General features: G+C 71.0%; 11 protein-coding genes. All 11 read right to left on the reverse strand.

The features are described from left to right. Positions 1 to 20 precede the first annotated feature (20 nt). Entirely contained in the window at positions 21 to 443 is a 423-nt protein-coding gene (locus ACZ6Q9_RS32295; protein WP_396831074.1) for a YbaB/EbfC family nucleoid-associated protein, read from the reverse strand. 67 nt (positions 444 to 510) lie between these two features. Then, on the reverse strand, positions 511 to 3657 hold the full coding sequence (locus tag ACZ6Q9_RS32300) for a hypothetical protein (RefSeq protein WP_396831072.1): 3147 nt from the start codon (positions 3655 to 3657) through the stop codon (positions 511 to 513). A 2-nt stretch (positions 3658 to 3659) separates the two neighbouring features. After that, positions 3660 to 4031, reverse strand: coding sequence for a hypothetical protein (locus ACZ6Q9_RS32305; RefSeq protein WP_350711309.1), 372 nt, complete (start codon positions 4029 to 4031; stop codon positions 3660 to 3662). A 289-nt stretch (positions 4032 to 4320) separates the two neighbouring features. Then, complete coding sequence (locus tag ACZ6Q9_RS32310; protein ID WP_393270729.1) at positions 4321 to 4608, reverse strand: WXG100 family type VII secretion target; 288 nt, start codon at positions 4606 to 4608, stop codon at positions 4321 to 4323. A gap of 70 nt (positions 4609 to 4678) precedes the next feature. Then, the gene (locus ACZ6Q9_RS32315; RefSeq protein ID WP_393270726.1) at positions 4679 to 4996 is read right to left on the reverse strand and encodes a hypothetical protein; all 318 of its coding nucleotides are present in this window, start codon (positions 4994 to 4996) and stop codon (positions 4679 to 4681) included. A 117-nt stretch (positions 4997 to 5113) separates the two neighbouring features. Next, the gene (eccB, locus tag ACZ6Q9_RS32320) at positions 5114 to 6445 is read right to left on the reverse strand and encodes a type VII secretion protein EccB (protein WP_393270723.1); all 1332 of its coding nucleotides are present in this window, start codon (positions 6443 to 6445) and stop codon (positions 5114 to 5116) included. A gap of 1 nt (position 6446) precedes the next feature. After that, positions 6447 to 7826 carry a type VII secretion integral membrane protein EccD gene (gene eccD, locus ACZ6Q9_RS32325; RefSeq protein WP_396831069.1) on the reverse strand — a complete coding sequence of 460 codons (1380 nt, stop codon included), beginning with the start codon at positions 7824 to 7826 and terminating at the stop codon, positions 6447 to 6449. Between the two features lie 640 nt (positions 7827 to 8466). Beyond that, on the reverse strand, positions 8467 to 8880 hold the full coding sequence (locus tag ACZ6Q9_RS32330; protein ID WP_393270718.1) for a hypothetical protein: 414 nt from the start codon (positions 8878 to 8880) through the stop codon (positions 8467 to 8469). A gap of 108 nt (positions 8881 to 8988) precedes the next feature. After that, positions 8989 to 9366, reverse strand: coding sequence for a WXG100 family type VII secretion target (locus ACZ6Q9_RS32335; protein ID WP_393270715.1), 378 nt, complete (start codon positions 9364 to 9366; stop codon positions 8989 to 8991). Between the two features lie 18 nt (positions 9367 to 9384). After that, positions 9385 to 11493, reverse strand: coding sequence for a hypothetical protein (locus ACZ6Q9_RS32340; RefSeq protein WP_396831067.1), 2109 nt, complete (start codon positions 11491 to 11493; stop codon positions 9385 to 9387). Beyond that, positions 11493 to 15461 (reverse strand): type VII secretion protein EccCa, encoded by a 3969-nt coding sequence (gene eccCa / locus ACZ6Q9_RS32345; RefSeq protein WP_350711292.1) that lies wholly within the window; start codon positions 15459 to 15461, stop codon positions 11493 to 11495. The genes ACZ6Q9_RS32340 and eccCa overlap by 1 nt, the downstream gene beginning before the upstream one ends. Between the last annotated feature and the right edge of the window lie 42 nt (positions 15462 to 15503).

Here is a 15503-nt window from a genome sequence, read left to right on the forward strand (position 1 = left end):
GAACTCGTACCGTCGCCCACTCATGACGCCGCCGGCCCGGGCCGCCGGTCGGCACTGCCGGAAACCATGCTGGCGATGCCCTCGACAAGCTCCTCGATGCTCCCGGCCGACTGCGCGGCGTCGTCGAGCTCGGAGAGGTGACGCGTCAGCTCGGCGGCACCGGCCATCGTCTTACGCTGGGCCTTCTCGCGAGCGGTACGCGCCGTCGTCACGATCAGGTCGGCCAGCTCGAGTGGCGCGAGTCGCCGGTAGGCGTCCCCGTTGAAGGTGATCCGGGTCAGCTCGCCGTGACCACCCACGGTCACCGACAACAGCTTCTTCTTGTCCTCCACGGTGGTCTGCGCCCGAGCCACGCGCCGGCGTACCCGGTCGGCCGCCTCCTCGACGTCCTTCAGGGCCGCACGCATCTCGGCCAACAGTTCCTCGTCGCCCAACATGCTCATCCCGATTACCTCCTCTGCTATCCCACGGCTGACATGCGGCACCGGGTTCACATCGGCGCAACAGTGTTCAACGGCCCCGGTACCGGCGGCGTTCGTCCTGGCTGCCGGGGCGCTCGTCGACCGGCATGCCGAACTCGTCGTCCTCGACCCGGGTGTCCCGACCGCGCCGGCCGATCACCGCGGGCGCACAGTCGGGGTCGGTACCCCAGACCTTCTCGTCCTCCTTCAGCCAGGTGCTGCGCTGGCGGTCACGGTCCTGCCCTTGCTGGGGTGCGCCACCCATGCCCGGCATCATCGGAGGCATGAACGGCATCCCACCGCCCGGCATACCGCCCCCGCCGGGCTGCGGGAGACCAGGACCGGCACCCGGACCTGCATTCAGGTTGGTCCCGACCGGGCCTCCGACGGGCACCCCCAGCTTGTCCGGGTTCAGCGCCCCGGGCGAGCCGGATACACCCGGCACCGCCGACAGACCCCCGGTGCCGACCTGCACCCCGGGAACGTGCGGGAAGCTGGCCGAACCGGGTCTCGTGACGTCGCCGAATGCCGGAGGGGTGGTGATGCTCCCGGTCGTACCCGGCTTCGGCGACACGTTCTTGCCGTCGACCGTGGTCGGGAACAAATTCCGGTCCACCGGCGCCGTCGGCCCGGTGTCGGGCCACGGCAACCTGCCCGCGTCCAGGCCCGGTACGGACCCACCCCCGCCGGAACTCCCCGACGGATTGGGCGGCAGCCCGAGTTTCGCCCGCTCTTCCGGCGACAGAGGGACATCGTCCAGCAGCCCGCCGCGTTGCAGCGCGTCGAGCTGATCCGGACCGAGCTGACCGAGCTTCGTCGCACCCCCCGGCGACAGACCGTTCTTCCGCAGGTAGTCAGCCTGCTCAGCCGTCAGCGGCACATCGTCCAGCAGCCCGGCCCCGTCCAGTTGCCGCAACTGGGACGGCGTCAGGTCACCCAACGACTGCGGCCCGTCCAGGCCGAGCTTCGCCCGCTGGTCACTGGTGAGGGGGGTCTCGTCCAGCAGCCCGCCGCGCGCCAACGCGTCGAGCTGATCCGGACTGAGCTGACCGAGCTTCGTCGCACCCCCCGGCGACAGACCGTTCTTCCGCAGGTAGTCAGCCTGCTCAGCCGTGAGCGGCACATCGTCCAGCAGCCCGGCCTTGTCCAGTTGCCGCAACTGGGACGGCGTCAGGTCACCCAACGACTGCGGCCCGGACGGACTGCGGTTGAGCCCGAGGTTCTTGGTCGGCAGGGAACTGCCCCCACCACCGCCGGTGAACGGGTTCTGCGCGCCACCGCCGACAGACGGTACGACCGGCTCGGGGATCGGAACGGGGGGAAGAAGACTGTTCGCGCCCCCACCACCAGACGGGTTGCCCGCACCGCCTTCGGTGAACGGATTGTCCAAGCTGCCGTTGGCGAACGGATTACCCGCGCCACCGCCGAACGCGGCACCCACGGCGCCATTGTTGGCAAACGGATTACCCGCGCCACCGCCGAACGCGGCACCCACGGCGCCATTGTTGGCGAACGGATTACCCGCGCCACCGCCGAACGCGGCACCCACGGCGCCATTGTTGGCAAACGGATTACCCGCACCACCAGCCTCGGACGGTTTTTCTGACTTGGACATCAGACTGGCGGGAAAGAGGTTGCTCGCGCCACCGCCAGACGGATTCTCCGCGCCACCGCCGGTGAAAGCGGCACCCAGAGCGCCATTGGCGAACGGATTACCCGCGCCACCACCGGCGCCCGAATTGGGCATCAGGCTGGTGGGGAAGAGAGCGCCCGCGCCGGCCCCGTTGGTAAACGGATTATCCAAGCCACCGCCGTTGGCGAACGGGTTCCCCATGCTGCCGCCGTTGGGGAACTGGTTGCCAAAGTTCGCTCCCACGTTCGCGAACGGATTGCCCACATTCGCGAACGGATTACCCATGTTCGCGAACGGGTTACCCATGTTCGCGAACGGATTGCCCATGTTCGCGAAGGGGTCACCCCAGTTGGCGAAGGGGTTACCCATGTTCCCGAACGGGTTGTTGGGGAATGCGCCGTTGGGCATCCCCACGTCGTTGGGCATCGGATTCGGTGGCACCGGCTTCGGGTCGGTGATGCTCATCGGGTTGCGTGCCTCGGCGAACACCGCCACCAGGTTCTTCGCCGCGAGCACCGCCGGCTCGAAGGTCTCGAGGGCCTTGTCGGCCCACATCTGGCGCAGATGCTGGTCCAGCTTGTTCCACTCGGGGACGCTGAAGGCGTCGAACGGGTGGTACTTCACCCACGCGGGCGGCGTCCACGTGACGACACCCGCGTCCGATCCACCGAGCTTGGTTCCACGGTATTCCGATCCTTCTTGGTCCCCGGTGTCGGCGTACTGCTGGCCCAGGTCCCAGGCGTTCGACTGGCCATCGTGCAGGTCGCCGTACTCGAGCGTGCTTTCGTTGAACATCGTGGCGATGAGCCGGTACGGGTGCTGCCAGACGCCGGCCGGGTGGATCGAGGTCCACTTCTCGAAGGTGTCGCGCACCGCGTCGACGAAGTCCCTCATGGCCTGCTCGACCTGGGCCAGCGAAGTGTCCCACTGCTTGAACTGGGGCATGATGTCGGCGAGGTACTTGTTCGCCTCTTGCACCCGGTGCCGCCAGGCCGATTCGGCGGAGCCCTTGAAGTCGGGGCTCTTGGCGTTCACCGACTTGACCTGATCGGTCAGCTCGCTCGAGATCCCCAGCGCGTGGGTGGTCAGGTTGCCCAGGATCTCGCGGACGGACCCGATCGAGTCCGCGTCGAACGTGGAGTTCGGGCCGGCCACCTTGGGCAGGTCGCTGATCATCCGTTCCCACGCGTTGCCGAGCGAGACGACGTCGTTGCCCTCGGGGTTGGTCGAGTTCCCCGGGTCGGTGGTGTTGCGCTCCTGCCCCTGGGTTTTGTCCTTGCTGGTCACGCCCACCCACACCGTCAACCGGGTGATGTGCTTTGTCGCCCCGTCCTGTTTCCAGCGGTAGAAGGTGACCGCGTCCTTGTTGTACTCCGGCATCCACCCGCCGGGGGTGAGTTTCTTGAGCGTGCTCGTCTGGTTGATCAGCCAGTAGCCGGGCCCCTTGATGGTCCGCGGACGGTACTTGTCGTTGATGGAAGCCTTGTCCCCGCCCTCTCCACCGCCGAGCACCAGCCCCAGAATGCTCGCCAGGGCATCCTCGAACGTCGCGGTGTTCGTCATGACTAACTCCCGGTTTTGGGCATGAAGTACTCGAACTGCTCGGCGCTCAGCGTGCTCGCCTGCTCAATGGCGTCGGAGTCGGCCAGCAGGAACTTGATGCCGAGCTCCAGGTTGTTGATCTCGCTTCGCGCGCCCTTGAAGCGCGCGGCCATTCCCCCCCGGACGACGTCGATCGCCCCCGTGAGATCCTCCGCCTCGGTGAAGCCCTTCCCGCCGAGGCGCAGCTTGAGCGGCTTCGTGATGTCGACCGTCGAATCCGGCAGGGAGCCGTACGGGTAGACCTTGCCGTACATCAGATCGATCTCGTCGACCTGCTTGGTGTAGATGCCGTGCAGCTTCCGCAGGTAGCTCTCGTTGATGACGATGTTCTTCATCGTGTCTTCCTCTCGATGGAGACGGGCCAGCGGGACTCGGCTGTCCTCACCCGACGAAAGCCGGGGTCCGGGCGAGTCCGTGGACAGCGGTGAGCCAGACGCACTGGTCCACCCGGCGGTGCGGTGGACCAGTGCGTCTGACCCGGTATCGGCTCGGCAGGATTGCCGTCCCGACCCCGTGCGGCGTCAGGTCCGGCTGGGTGCTGCCCTCAGGTAGGTGATCCGTCGCGTCGGTTCCGGTGGACCGGCATCACATGCACTGGTCCAGGACACCGGCGCCAGCGGTCTCCTAACTGAAGATGGCCGCGCCCCGGTTGTCGCCGACAACGTAGTTCTGGACGATTTCCACAAGGCGCGCCTGCCCCATTGCCAGGGCAGCTCGCATTTCCTGCTGACCCAGATTCCACAGCTGCTGAGCGTCCTTGTAGGCTTCGGGCGCCTGGCCGTTGTTGGCTGCGGCGAACCGCGTCACATGGGCCTGGAGGTTTTCCAGCGACGCGTCGAGCTCGCGGGTCTCCCTGGTCATGGTGTCGGCGACCGCATGTACCGCAGCGGGATTGATGTTGTAGTTGGCCATCCTCGGCCTCCTTAACGTTCGTCGGTCCGGGTTCTGTCGGCCCGGGTTTCGCCGGTGGGACGCTCGGCGGTCAGGCTGCCGCCCAGCCGCCGGCCCGCATGGCGTTGTCGTCTTCGGTCGTGGTGGTCAGTTGCGAGTACTGCTCCATGTTCCGGTTGAGCAGGTTCAGGCCCTGCTGGACCTTCTGGAAGCCGGCCAGCCAGTTGTTGATGGCCTGCTGGAACTTCGGCGCGGCCCCGTCGCTCGCCCACGAGGCGGCCAGCGCCTGGCTCGCGGCCACGACGTTCGAGTGGCTGTTCCTGGCCTCGGTCTGGGCCTGAACGAACGCCATGACCATGCCGTGGATGGTCGCCTGATCGGCGACGATCCCGTTGTTGGGGGTTGTCATGACTCTCCTTGTTTGTCATCCGGCGCTGTCGCCGGAAGGTGTGTGATGTGGGCGCGTCTGCCGCGTCCGCCCGGTGGGCCGGGCCGCGGCAGCGGATCGGTCGGATACCCCGCGGCCTCACCTCCCTTCCGGCCGGACCAGTGCCGGCCCGGGAGGCAGCATGGCGACCAGCGCGGTGGGCATGACCACCGCCTGGTTGAGGGAGTAGCCCAGGGTGGCGACGTCGCCGCCCATGATCGGGTAGGCGATCCCCCGCTCGTTGACCAGCAGGCCCTGCTGCCGCCACCGGTCGGTCTCGGCGGTGGCCGGGGGCATCAGCAGCGCTCCCCCGCCCGACGGCACCCGCACCGTCACGGCGGTCTTCCCGCCGCTGCCGCCGGTCGGCATTCCGGTTCCGCTGGCCAGGACGATTGTGGGTTTCTCGTCGGCCTGGCCCGCGTACTCCACGCAGACCACGGCGTCCTCGGGCATGGACGGTGGCACTGGCGGGGTGGCCGGCAGCGTGGTCAGCGGGCGCACCGGACTGCGCTGACCGGCGGCGACCAGATCGGCCGCGGTGATGGCGGTCTCCCTGGCCCCGCCCGGCGTGGCCCGCTGCAACCGGTACTCGGTCTCGGTCAGCGGGGCCAGCCCGTCGGTGGTCATCAGGTAGTGGTTGACCGTGCCGTTGCCCATGTCCACGCCGAACATCTGGCCGATCGACGTCGGCCGGCCGGCCACCCTCGGCCCGGCGCCGCCGGCCCGAGCCACCTTCGGCGGGCCGACCGTGCCGCCCAGCGGGATCGACTCCAGCCAGGCGGTCGCCACCGGCACGGGAGCGAGCAGCCCCAGCCCCAGCACGTCGGCCATCCACGGCTGGGGAAGGAGCAGCCGTCGCCCGCCCCACAGCAGGTAGGTTTTGCCGCCTGCGGTGACCGGCAGCGCATGCCCGTCGCCGAGCGGATCGGGGGCCGCCGGCACGTCGACGTCCAGGACGATCCGGCCGGTGTCCCGGCTACAGGCTCGCCACACGCCCTGGTTGACCCGGTTGGCCGCCGGCAGCACCTGCGGCCCGGTCGGGGTACCCACCGGCGGGCCCTGGGGCACCTTGGCGAGCTTGGACGAGGAGACGGTGACCGGGGTGAGTCGACCGCCGGCCAGCAGGGTGGCCGTCGCCACGTCGTTGACCAGGCGCAGTTGGCCGTCGACCAGCACGTAGCGCGCCCCGGTCGAGGCGTCCACCACCAGCATCCGCGGCTGCTGCCAACTGGTCGAGCCCGATCCCGGCATCAGCGCCCAGATCGCGACCCCGGCCAGCACCAGGATCCCGAGCACGAGACCGGCGAGCGTGCCGGTGCGGTCCCGGCGGGTCGGAGACTCGGCGGTCTCCGGCTCGGCCCGCACCAGCGCACCGGTCACCCGGGTCATCATGTACCGCTGGGCGTCCACCTGGTCACGACGCGACGACATGTCAACCCACCCGCGCCCGGATCACGTCGATCAGGCCGGTGATGACCACGACGGTCGGCCCGAGGGCGGCCACCATCGCGGTGTGCGCCAGGTCGCCCATCCGGCCCCAGATCGGGTTGAACCGCCGGCCGACCGGGATCCTCGCGGCCACCCCGCACGCCACCGCCAGGAGCAGGCAGCAGCCGATGGCCAGTTGGGCGGCGAGCGGACTCCGGTCCGTGGGCGCGGTCAGGCACCAGGTCGCCATGGCGACCAACGCCGGACCGGCCAGCGCCACCCGGTGCCAGATGCTCGTCATCGGGCGGGTGACCAGGATCTGGGCGACGGCGGCCAGCCAGGCGGCCAGCGGTGCGGCCCAGCCGGGCGCCGTCGCCAGCCACACCATCGCGGCTCCGGAGACCAGTCCGAGGGCCGCGTACAGGGCGGTCATGAACTGGTCGGCGGCGGCGGCCCGGGTGAGCACCCCGGCGGCCGGTTCCGGGTCGATGTCCTTCTGCAGGTCCGCCGGTTCGACGGGCATCTCCGGCAGGGCGAACCCGGCGAGCTTGAAGGCCGCCGACGGTACCGCCGGGCGCAGCGCCGTGGTGACGACGACCGTGATCGCGGCGATCGTGGTCCAGTCCAGCGTGGCCCTGGTGTGCAGTGCGAGCGCGGCGACGACCAGCAGCCATGCCGCCAGCAGGCCGACGGTGACCTGCCGCCAGCCGGTGCGCGGGAAGACGAACGCGGCCACCAGCAACGCGGCGACGGTGCCGGCGGTGGCACCCAAGAAGATCAACCGGGGTACGGAGGCACCGGCGACCGCCTCCAGCGCGGCGACCACCGTACCGACCACACAGGCGGCCCCCAGGACTCCGGCCGTGGCCCGGTCGGCCAGCTTGCGTACCACCGCGAAGCCCGCGACGAAGCACATCCCCGCCATCGCCGCGAGCAGCAGCGGATTCCGGGACTCGGCCGGCCACATCCGCGCGGCGGCCAGCCAGGCGGCCAGCCAGGCGGCCAACAGCAGCAGGGCGGTGACCCGCGTGGTCTGCGGACGCCACAGCCCGGACCGCTTGCGGATGCCGGCCGAGACGCCGTCGACCAGGTCGTCGTAGGCCAGCGGCGGGATCTGGTCGGTACGCGGGCGTACGTGCACGACCTCGCCGTCGAGCAGGTCGAGATCGCCTACGGTGCGCGACTCGTCGAAGGCCGGTCCACCCAGCCGCTGCACGATCCAGCCGCTGTGTTCCAGCCCACGATCGGCGAGGTCCGGTCCCAGCGCGCTCAGCAGGGCCGGCATCATGTCGGCCAACGGGATGTGGGTGGGCAGACTCACGTCGACCTGACTGGTCGGTCCGACGACCAGCAGTCGGCAGAGTTCCCCGCGCTCGGCGCTCATATCCCGAACACGCCTGCACTGTCGCTGGGGTTCACGACTTTTTAATCCTCCCGCGGGTGGGTTCGCGCGGTGGCCGCGCGAGCTGTAGACCCTGTCCGCCAAGACCCGGTCGGGTCGGGTGCGGGGTCGGCCACCGGCGGACCGAGGAACCCGGATACGGGCCGGGACCCGGGCGAACCGCGACTGTCGCCACGCTGCCCGCCGGTCGTCGGCATCGCCAGGGGCCGGGAGGCCGGACCACTCGCGCAAGGGCTGCGCGCGGCCGGGGTCATCATCTGCGTGGCGACGGTGATGGTAGCCGTGTTCGCGCTCTTCGCCGCGCTGCCTGTGTGGCCGCTCTGCCATCAAGGGCGAACCCACCCGAACCCGCCACCGGATCTCGTAGATGAGCTGCCGTTTACTGCACTTCGGCGGCCGACCTCGCTTCTTGTTCCTCGACAGCAGGGGCGCAGACGGCGCCCACCAAGCGTCGGTCAGGTCGTGCCGCCCCGTACCGGCATGGTGGTCCGGTTTCAGGTTCTGGTTGGTCGCTGACCCACGGCCGCGTCCAGTTGCCGCAACTGGACGCGGCCGGCGCCAGGTCACGCACCGTCTGGAGAAGGGACCCGCTTCTCGTAGGTCACAATGGCACTGGCCGGAGTTACCGCTCGATCCGTCCGAGTGGGGCCATCGGCATTTGGACCCTCTGGGCCCTGCCGTACAGCAGGCCGTCCCCTGCAGCCCAGCTGCCGGCCTGCACGGCGTTGTCGTCTTCGGTCGTGGTGGTCAGTCGCGCGTATTGCTCCATGTTCAGGTTGAGCATGTTCAGGCCCTGCTGGACCTTCTGGAAGCCGGCCAGCCACTGCTGGACGGCCTCAAGGAACCGAGGCATGGCCACGTCGCTCTGCCACGAGTTTTGCAGCGCTATGCCTGCGGCTTGGACATTCGCGCTGCTGTTCTTGGCCTCGGTCTGGGCCTGGGCGAACGCCATGACCATGCCGTGGATGGTCGCCTCATCGGCGACGATCGGGAGTGTGATGCCTCGCGCGTCGTACCCGTACTGATTCTCTGCCATGACTCTCCTTGTTCGTCATCCGGCGCGCGTCGCCGGAAGGCGGGTGATGTGAGCGCTCAGGCCGAATGTCTTCCGCTGGGCCGGCAGCGGAAGACGTCCATCTGACGGTCACTCTTTGTAAAGCACCCGCGACAGACCGGGGAGAGGCTGTTGCCAGGCCCAACTGCCGGCCTGCATGGCGTTGTCGTCTTCGGTCGTCGTGGTCAGTCGCGAGTACTGCTGCATGCTCTGGTTGAGCATGTTCAGGCCCTGCTGGACCTTCTGGAAGCCGGCCACCCAGTTGCCGATGGCCTCCAGGAACTTCGGCGCGGCCAGGTCGCTCGACCACGAGGCGGTCAGCGCCTGGCTCGCGGCCACGACGTTCGAGTGGCTGTTCCTGGCCTCGGTCTGGGCCTGAGCGAACGCCATGACCATGCCGTGGATGGTCGCCTCGTCGGCCATCAGGCCGAACTCGCCGCCCACGACCCCTCTGTTGGGGGTTGCCATAATGACTCTCCTTTTCTGTCATCCGGCTGCTGCCGCCGGAAGGTCCGTGATGTGGTCGCGCCCGCCGCGTCCGTCCGGTGGGTCGGGCGGCGGCGGCAGCAGCCGGGCCGGGACCGTGCGCTCGCCGAGGAACCAGTACTCCCGGCCGGCGGTGACCTCCGGTCCGGCTCCGCCAGCGTCGCCGGAGTGGGCACCGGAACCGAACCAGGTGGCCGGTGTCGCGGCACGATCCAGCAGCGCCTCCGCCTCGGGCGGCAGCACCACCACGTCGAGGGTCCGGTCCTGGTTGCGTCGCCGATCGGTGACCGACGTGACCGGGCCGAGGTCGACGGACAGATACCCGAACGCGAGCAGCACCGCGGTCCACGCGGTGTCCGGATCGGGCAGCCCGCGTACCAGCGGAGCGACCGCGGTGAGGCACAGGTCCCCGGAGCGCGACAGGTGCTGCCAGCGCAGCAGGTCCACGCAGGCGACCAGAGTCGGCAGCGGGTCCGGGTCGGGACAGGCGACCGGCGGCTGGCCGTCGACCGGCGGCAGCCAGCTCAGCTCGCTGTGCCCGCGTACCGCCGGCGCCGGCTTGACCAGATCGGCCGCGCCGATGCCCAGCCGGGCCAGCAGCCAGTGGTGCACCCGCCCGGTACGCATCGCGGTGACCGCCCAGGTCCAGGAGGCCGGCTCCCCCCGCCACCCGGACGCCCCCGCGACCGGCGGCTCGGACCCGGCCCCCGGGTTCGACGGGGGCGGCGGGGGCGACGTAGGCGTCGGATCCGACGGGGGCGGCGGATCCGAGCCGGCCGGCACGTCCGACCCGTCCGGCTGGGGGGTGTCGGCGGCGTACAGGTCGCGCGGGTCGCGCAGGTAGTTGTACCGCGCGCCCTCCAGCCACAACGCCAGCGCGGGATGCCCCGCCGGGGCCAGGATGACGTCGTTGAGGACGATCTCGTCGGTGAGCGCGTGCAGCGTGAACCCGTGCGTCGACGCGGCGACCCGGTCGAACAGCTCCGGCAACCGGGCCGGCCCGTCGGCCTCCGGCGGCCCGTGCCACCGGCCACGGAACAGCCGGTACCCACCGCCCGGCGGGCCCTCGGCACCCTGGCTCGCCGAGCTGTCGGCCCGCTCGTCCGGCGGGAGCGCGGTGGCCGGAAGGAAGTGCAGGTCACCGTCGGCGTACAGGCCACCGAACCGGTGCACCACCTCGACCCGCAGGTGGTCGCTGGCCGCCGCGAAACCCTGCGGCAGCCCCCGGTTCAGCTCCAGGGCGTACGGACTGTGCAGGGTCATCGGCGCGTTCGCGGGGAACAGTTCGGCCACGCTCACCAGGTGGATGCCGTGGGTGTCGGCCCAGGTCAGCAGGGCGCGTACCGGGGCCAGCGGATCGGGCCGGCCGGCCGGGGCGGGCGGGGTGGCGCGGGCCGCGTCGAAGCGGGCCCGCGGGATGTCCGTCCACAGCACGAAGTCGACCTGGCCGGCGTAGCTGTCGGCCGCCGCGCCGTAGTTGGCCCAGAAGCCGTTCGACTCGGGCAGCGGCCGGCCGAGCCAGATGCCGTGCACGACGTGCGGGATGGTGGTGGTGTCGGGCAGCGGCGGCGTGTGCTCCGGTTGGCCCCAGAGCCGGGCGACCCCGTCGCGCCGGAACGTGCTGACCCGGCCGGCGTCGGCGGCCAGGGCCGCAGGCGTCAGCTCGGCGGCGCTCGGCGCCGGACGCGTCATGCTCACCCGCCGCAACAGCGGCGCGACCAGGTGCGGGGGCAGACGGCGTAGGTCGGTGCCGGCGAGGAACTCCGGTGCCCGCGACAGCCGGCGGGAGCCGAAGATGTCGCCGCCGATCCAGCGGCGCGCCAGGTTCTCCTCGGCCGCCCAGGTGTACAGGGCGGGGTAGGTCATCCGGCGCAGCCAGTCCAGCAGCCCCGTGTCGCAGGGCCATGCGGTCGGCGCGGCGGACGGTCCGGGCAGGCAGGCCAGGGCCCGCAGCCGCCGGGCCAGTTCCTCGGCCGCCGCGTACGCCGCAGCGGGTTCGGCCGCCGTAGCGGGCTCGGCGGGCTCGGCCGCCACGGCGGTACGGGCCGGCTCGGCGGGCTGGGCCGGTGGGGTGGGCGTACGGCGCGGGCGGGTGGCGGTGCGGGTCATCAGCCGGCCCCGGTGGGCACGGGCGCGGGTACCAGTGCCGTCTGGATCAGCCGGCTGCCGCGCCGGGTGCACAGCAGCGCCCGGCCCGGCGGTAGCGGACGCGGCCTGGTGTTACCCAGCAGCGGGCCTTCCGTCGGCGGGCAGGACAGCGCCACGTCCGGAGTGTTCAGTTCCTGGATGCGCCGCAGCAGCGGGTCCATCGACAGCCGCATCGCCCCGGCGGCGGCCCGCGCGACGACCACGTGCAGGCCGATGTCGCCACCCTGGGGCAGCAACGGGGTCAGGTGGGCCAACGGGTTGTCGGGCCCGGCGAGCAGTTCGTAGTCGTCGACCAGGACGTACAGTTCGGGGCCGGACCACCAGTCGCGGGCGCGTAGCTGCTCCGGCGTGATGTCGGGGCCGGGAACCCGCGGCCGGAGCCCGGCCAGCGCCTCGGCGGCGGTGTCCCGGGTGCTGTCCGGCGAGACCGAGTAGCCGAGCCGGTACTCGGCCGGTACGTCGTCGAAGAGCTGCCGCCGGTAGTCGACGGCCATGATGCGCGCCTGGGCCGGGGTATGGCTGGCGACGATCGCGTGGGCGATGAGACGCAGCAGGTTCGTCTTGCCGCTCTCGGTGTCCCCCAGCACGGTCAGGTGCGGCATCGCCCGGAAGTCGTGCCACACCGGCGCGAGCTGGTCCTCGTCCACGCCGAGCGCGATGCGGGTGTCCTGCGGTGCCGGCAGCTCGGCCATCGGCAGCGAGGCCGGCAGGGTGCGTACCGCGGGGGCACGTTCCCCGGCCCAGTTGTCCGCCACCGCGGACACCAGGTGCGCGGTGGCCGCGGCGAGCCCGTCGGCCGACTGGACGCCGTCGATGCGCGGCAGCGCGCCGAGGAAGTGCAGCTTCGCGTCCGTCAGCCCGTGCCCCGGCCGGCGGGGCACCTGGGCCGCCGCACGCAGGTCGATCCCGGACTCCACCGGGTCGCCCAGGCGCAGTTCGAGACGGGTCCCGATCTTGTCCCGCATCGACATGTGCAGCTCCGACCAGCGGCCCATGGTGATCATCACGTGGATCCCGTAGTTCAGGCCACGGGCCGCGATGTCCCGGGCCATCTCCTCGGCCGGCTCGAACTCCTGGCGCAGCACGAACCACCCGTCCACGACCAGGAACACGTCGCCGAACCGGTCCTCCGGGATGCGACCGTCGGCCTGCGCCTGCCGGTAGGCGTCCCGGCCGTGGATGCCCAGATCAGCGCAGCGCCGTTCCCGCTCGACGAGGATCGAGCGGACCTCGGCCACCGTGCGGCCCACCCGCTCCGGTTCGTGCCGGCCGGCGACCCCGCCGATGTGCGGCAGGCCGGTCAGCCCGGCCAGCGAACCGCCGCCGAAGTCGAGGCAGTAGAACTGCACCTGTCGCGGCGAGTGGGTCAGGGCCAGCCCGCACACCAGCGACCGCAGCAGGGTGCTCTTGCCGCTCTGCGGTCCGCCGGCCACGCCCACGTGCCCGCCGACCCCGGCCAGGTCCACCACGAGCAGGTCGCGCATCTGCTCGAACGGCTTGTCGATGAGACCGACCGGCACCTGCAGGTACCCCTGCTGGCCGGCGTCGATCGGACGCAGCCCGTGCTCCGGGTCGGGCAGCAGCGGCGGCAGCACGTCGTCCAGGGTCGGCGCGTCCTCCAGTGGCGACATCCACACCTGGTGTGCCGGCGGACCCTGGTCGACCAGTCGGTCCACCAGCGCGTGCAGCACGGTGGTGCCGGTGTCGGTCGACTCGTCCGGCGCCGGGTCCGAGGGCGGGCGCGGCGCCGGGACGGCGGGCGCGGCGGCCCCGGCGGTGAACGGGACCACCTGGCTGGCGATCACCTCGCGGTGCAGCCCGGTGCTGCGTACCCGGTGCGGGCCGGACACGTACGCGGCCCGGAACCGGGTGATGCTGGTGACACTGGAGCGCAGGTATCCGTTGCCCGGATCGCCCGGCAGCTCGTACGCGTCGGGTACGCCGATGACGGCCCGCGACTCCATCGCGGAGAAGGTACGCAGCCCGATGCGGTACGACAGATGGCCCTCAAGCTGGTGGATGCGCCCGTCCTCCAGGCGCTGCGAGGCCAGCAGCAGGTGCACCGCGAGCGAGCGGCCGAGCCGACCGATCATCACGAACAGCTGGATGAACTCGGGGTTGGCCGCGATCAGCTCGCTGAACTCGTCCACCACCACGAAGAGGGTGGGCAGCGGGTCGAGTTCGGCGCCCTGGGCACGGGCCTTCTCGTAGTCGCGTGCCGAGGTGAAGTTGCCGGCGCTGCGCAGCAGTTCCTGCCGGCGTACCAGTTCCCCCTGGAGGGTGGTCTGCATCCGGTCGACCAGCGCGGCCTCGTCGGCCAGGTTGGTGATGAGCGCGGAGACGTGCGGCAGCCGGTCCAGCCCGACGAAGGTGGCGCCGCCCTTGAAGTCCACCAGCACGAAGTTGAGGGTCTCCGAGGAGTGCGTGGCCGCCAGGGCCAGGACCAGGGTGCGCAGCAGTTCGCTCTTGCCCGACCCGGTGGCGCCGATGAGCATGCCGTGCGGCCCCATCCCGCCCTCGGCGGACTCCTTGATGTCCAGCTCGATCGGGGAGCCGTCGGCGGCCACCCCGATGGGCACCCGCAGCCGGTCGGCGGGCGAGCGTGCCTCCCACCGGGCACGCGGGTCGAAGGTGTCCAGGTCGGGGATGTCCAGCAGGTCCGGCAGGTCGAGGACGGCGCTGAGCCCGCTGGCCGGCTGCTCGCCGGTGACCTTGGTGGCGTGCCGGGCCATGATCCGGGCCAGCGTCCGCAGCCGGGGCAGGTCCAGGTGGTCGGGTGCGGCGAGCCGGGTACGCACCTCCCGGCCCACGTGGTCCTTCTCGATCATGTCCACGTCGGTCGCGGACACCTCCAGGTTGAGCACGTTGTCCCCGTCGGCGAGGCCACGACCGTCGAAGTCGACGAGGACGGCGTTGCGGTACCCGGAGACGGTCAGCCGGGCGCCCGGCGGGATGACGCCACCGTCGCAGACCACCACGACGAACGGTTCCTCGCGGGAGGGCTGGGCGTCGTCGTCGTACCGGGAACGGCCCGCGAACTCCGCGCCCAGCAGCCGCTCCACCTCCTCCAGGGTGGCGCCGAACAGCCGTACCGGCCCGGCCACGTCGACGTCGGTGGCGTGCTTGGCGTGCGGCAGCCACTTGGCCCACTCCCACTGCTCGGCCTGCTCGGTGCCGACGCAGAGGGCCAGCCGCAGCTCGTCCGGGGCGTGGAAGGTGGCCAACTGGGCGAGCATGGCGCGCACCATGCCCCGCGCCACGTCCCGGTCGCCACTGATCCGCACGTGCGCGAAGCCGGGCAGGCACAGCGCGACGGGCTGGTCGGGCACGGTCGTGTAGGCCTTGATGAACCGGCGCAACGCCTTGGCGCACACCGGTTCCAGGTCCTCCACCGGCTTGGTGTCCAGCGGGGTCATCCGCACCGCGAGCCGCTGGGCACCGGTGCCGACCCGGATCTCGCCGAAGTCCGGATGCGTCGGTCGGCGCTCCCACAGCCGGCTGGTCATCGCCAGCGACCACAGCGACTCCGGGTCGGGGTGCCGCCAGGCCAGCGCGTCCCGCTGTTCCGCCGCGTACTGGCGGACCTGCGCCCTGGTCTGGGACAGGTAGCGGAAGTAGTCGCGCCGGTCGCCGTTGATCTGCTGCTTGCGGTTGCCGCCGGTCATCGTCATCTGGAACACGGCCATGCCCAGCATGCCGCCGCCCATCATGACCAGCATGACCAGGCCCATCGGGCCTCTGAGCGAGTTGCTCATCATCATGAACATGAACCCGCCGGTCATCAGCAGGCTCGGCAGGATCATCCCGAGCGAGCGGAACCCGGCGGGCTGGACCTCCGGGACGACCGGCGGCTCCTGCAGGGTGATCTCGCCGTGCGGTAGCTCGGGTCCGTTGCGGCGGGCCGGCCGCCGGAAAGGTCTGGTGCTCACATCCCTTACACGGCTGCGGGCCGGAAAGGGTTGACCGGCACC

This window comes from Micromonospora sp. NPDC049139, assembly GCF_055586845.1.

Coding starts and splice junctions, on each gene's coding strand:
- ACZ6Q9_RS32295 (WP_396831074.1), bottom strand. CDS start 443: ATGAGCATGTTGGGCGACGAGGAACTGTTGGCCGAGATGCGTGCGGCC.
- ACZ6Q9_RS32300 (WP_396831072.1), bottom strand. CDS start 3,657: ATGACGAACACCGCGACGTTCGAGGATGCCCTGGCGAGCATTCTGGGG.
- ACZ6Q9_RS32305 (WP_350711309.1), bottom strand. CDS start 4,031: ATGAAGAACATCGTCATCAACGAGAGCTACCTGCGGAAGCTGCACGGC.
- ACZ6Q9_RS32310 (WP_393270729.1), bottom strand. CDS start 4,608: ATGGCCAACTACAACATCAATCCCGCTGCGGTACATGCGGTCGCCGAC.
- ACZ6Q9_RS32315 (WP_393270726.1), bottom strand. CDS start 4,996: ATGACAACCCCCAACAACGGGATCGTCGCCGATCAGGCGACCATCCAC.
- eccB (WP_393270723.1), bottom strand. CDS start 6,445: ATGTCGTCGCGTCGTGACCAGGTGGACGCCCAGCGGTACATGATGACC.
- eccD (WP_396831069.1), bottom strand. CDS start 7,826: ATGAGCGCCGAGCGCGGGGAACTCTGCCGACTGCTGGTCGTCGGACCG.
- ACZ6Q9_RS32330 (WP_393270718.1), bottom strand. CDS start 8,880: ATGGCAGAGAATCAGTACGGGTACGACGCGCGAGGCATCACACTCCCG.
- ACZ6Q9_RS32335 (WP_393270715.1), bottom strand. CDS start 9,366: ATGGCAACCCCCAACAGAGGGGTCGTGGGCGGCGAGTTCGGCCTGATG.
- ACZ6Q9_RS32340 (WP_396831067.1), bottom strand. CDS start 11,493: ATGACCCGCACCGCCACCCGCCCGCGCCGTACGCCCACCCCACCGGCC.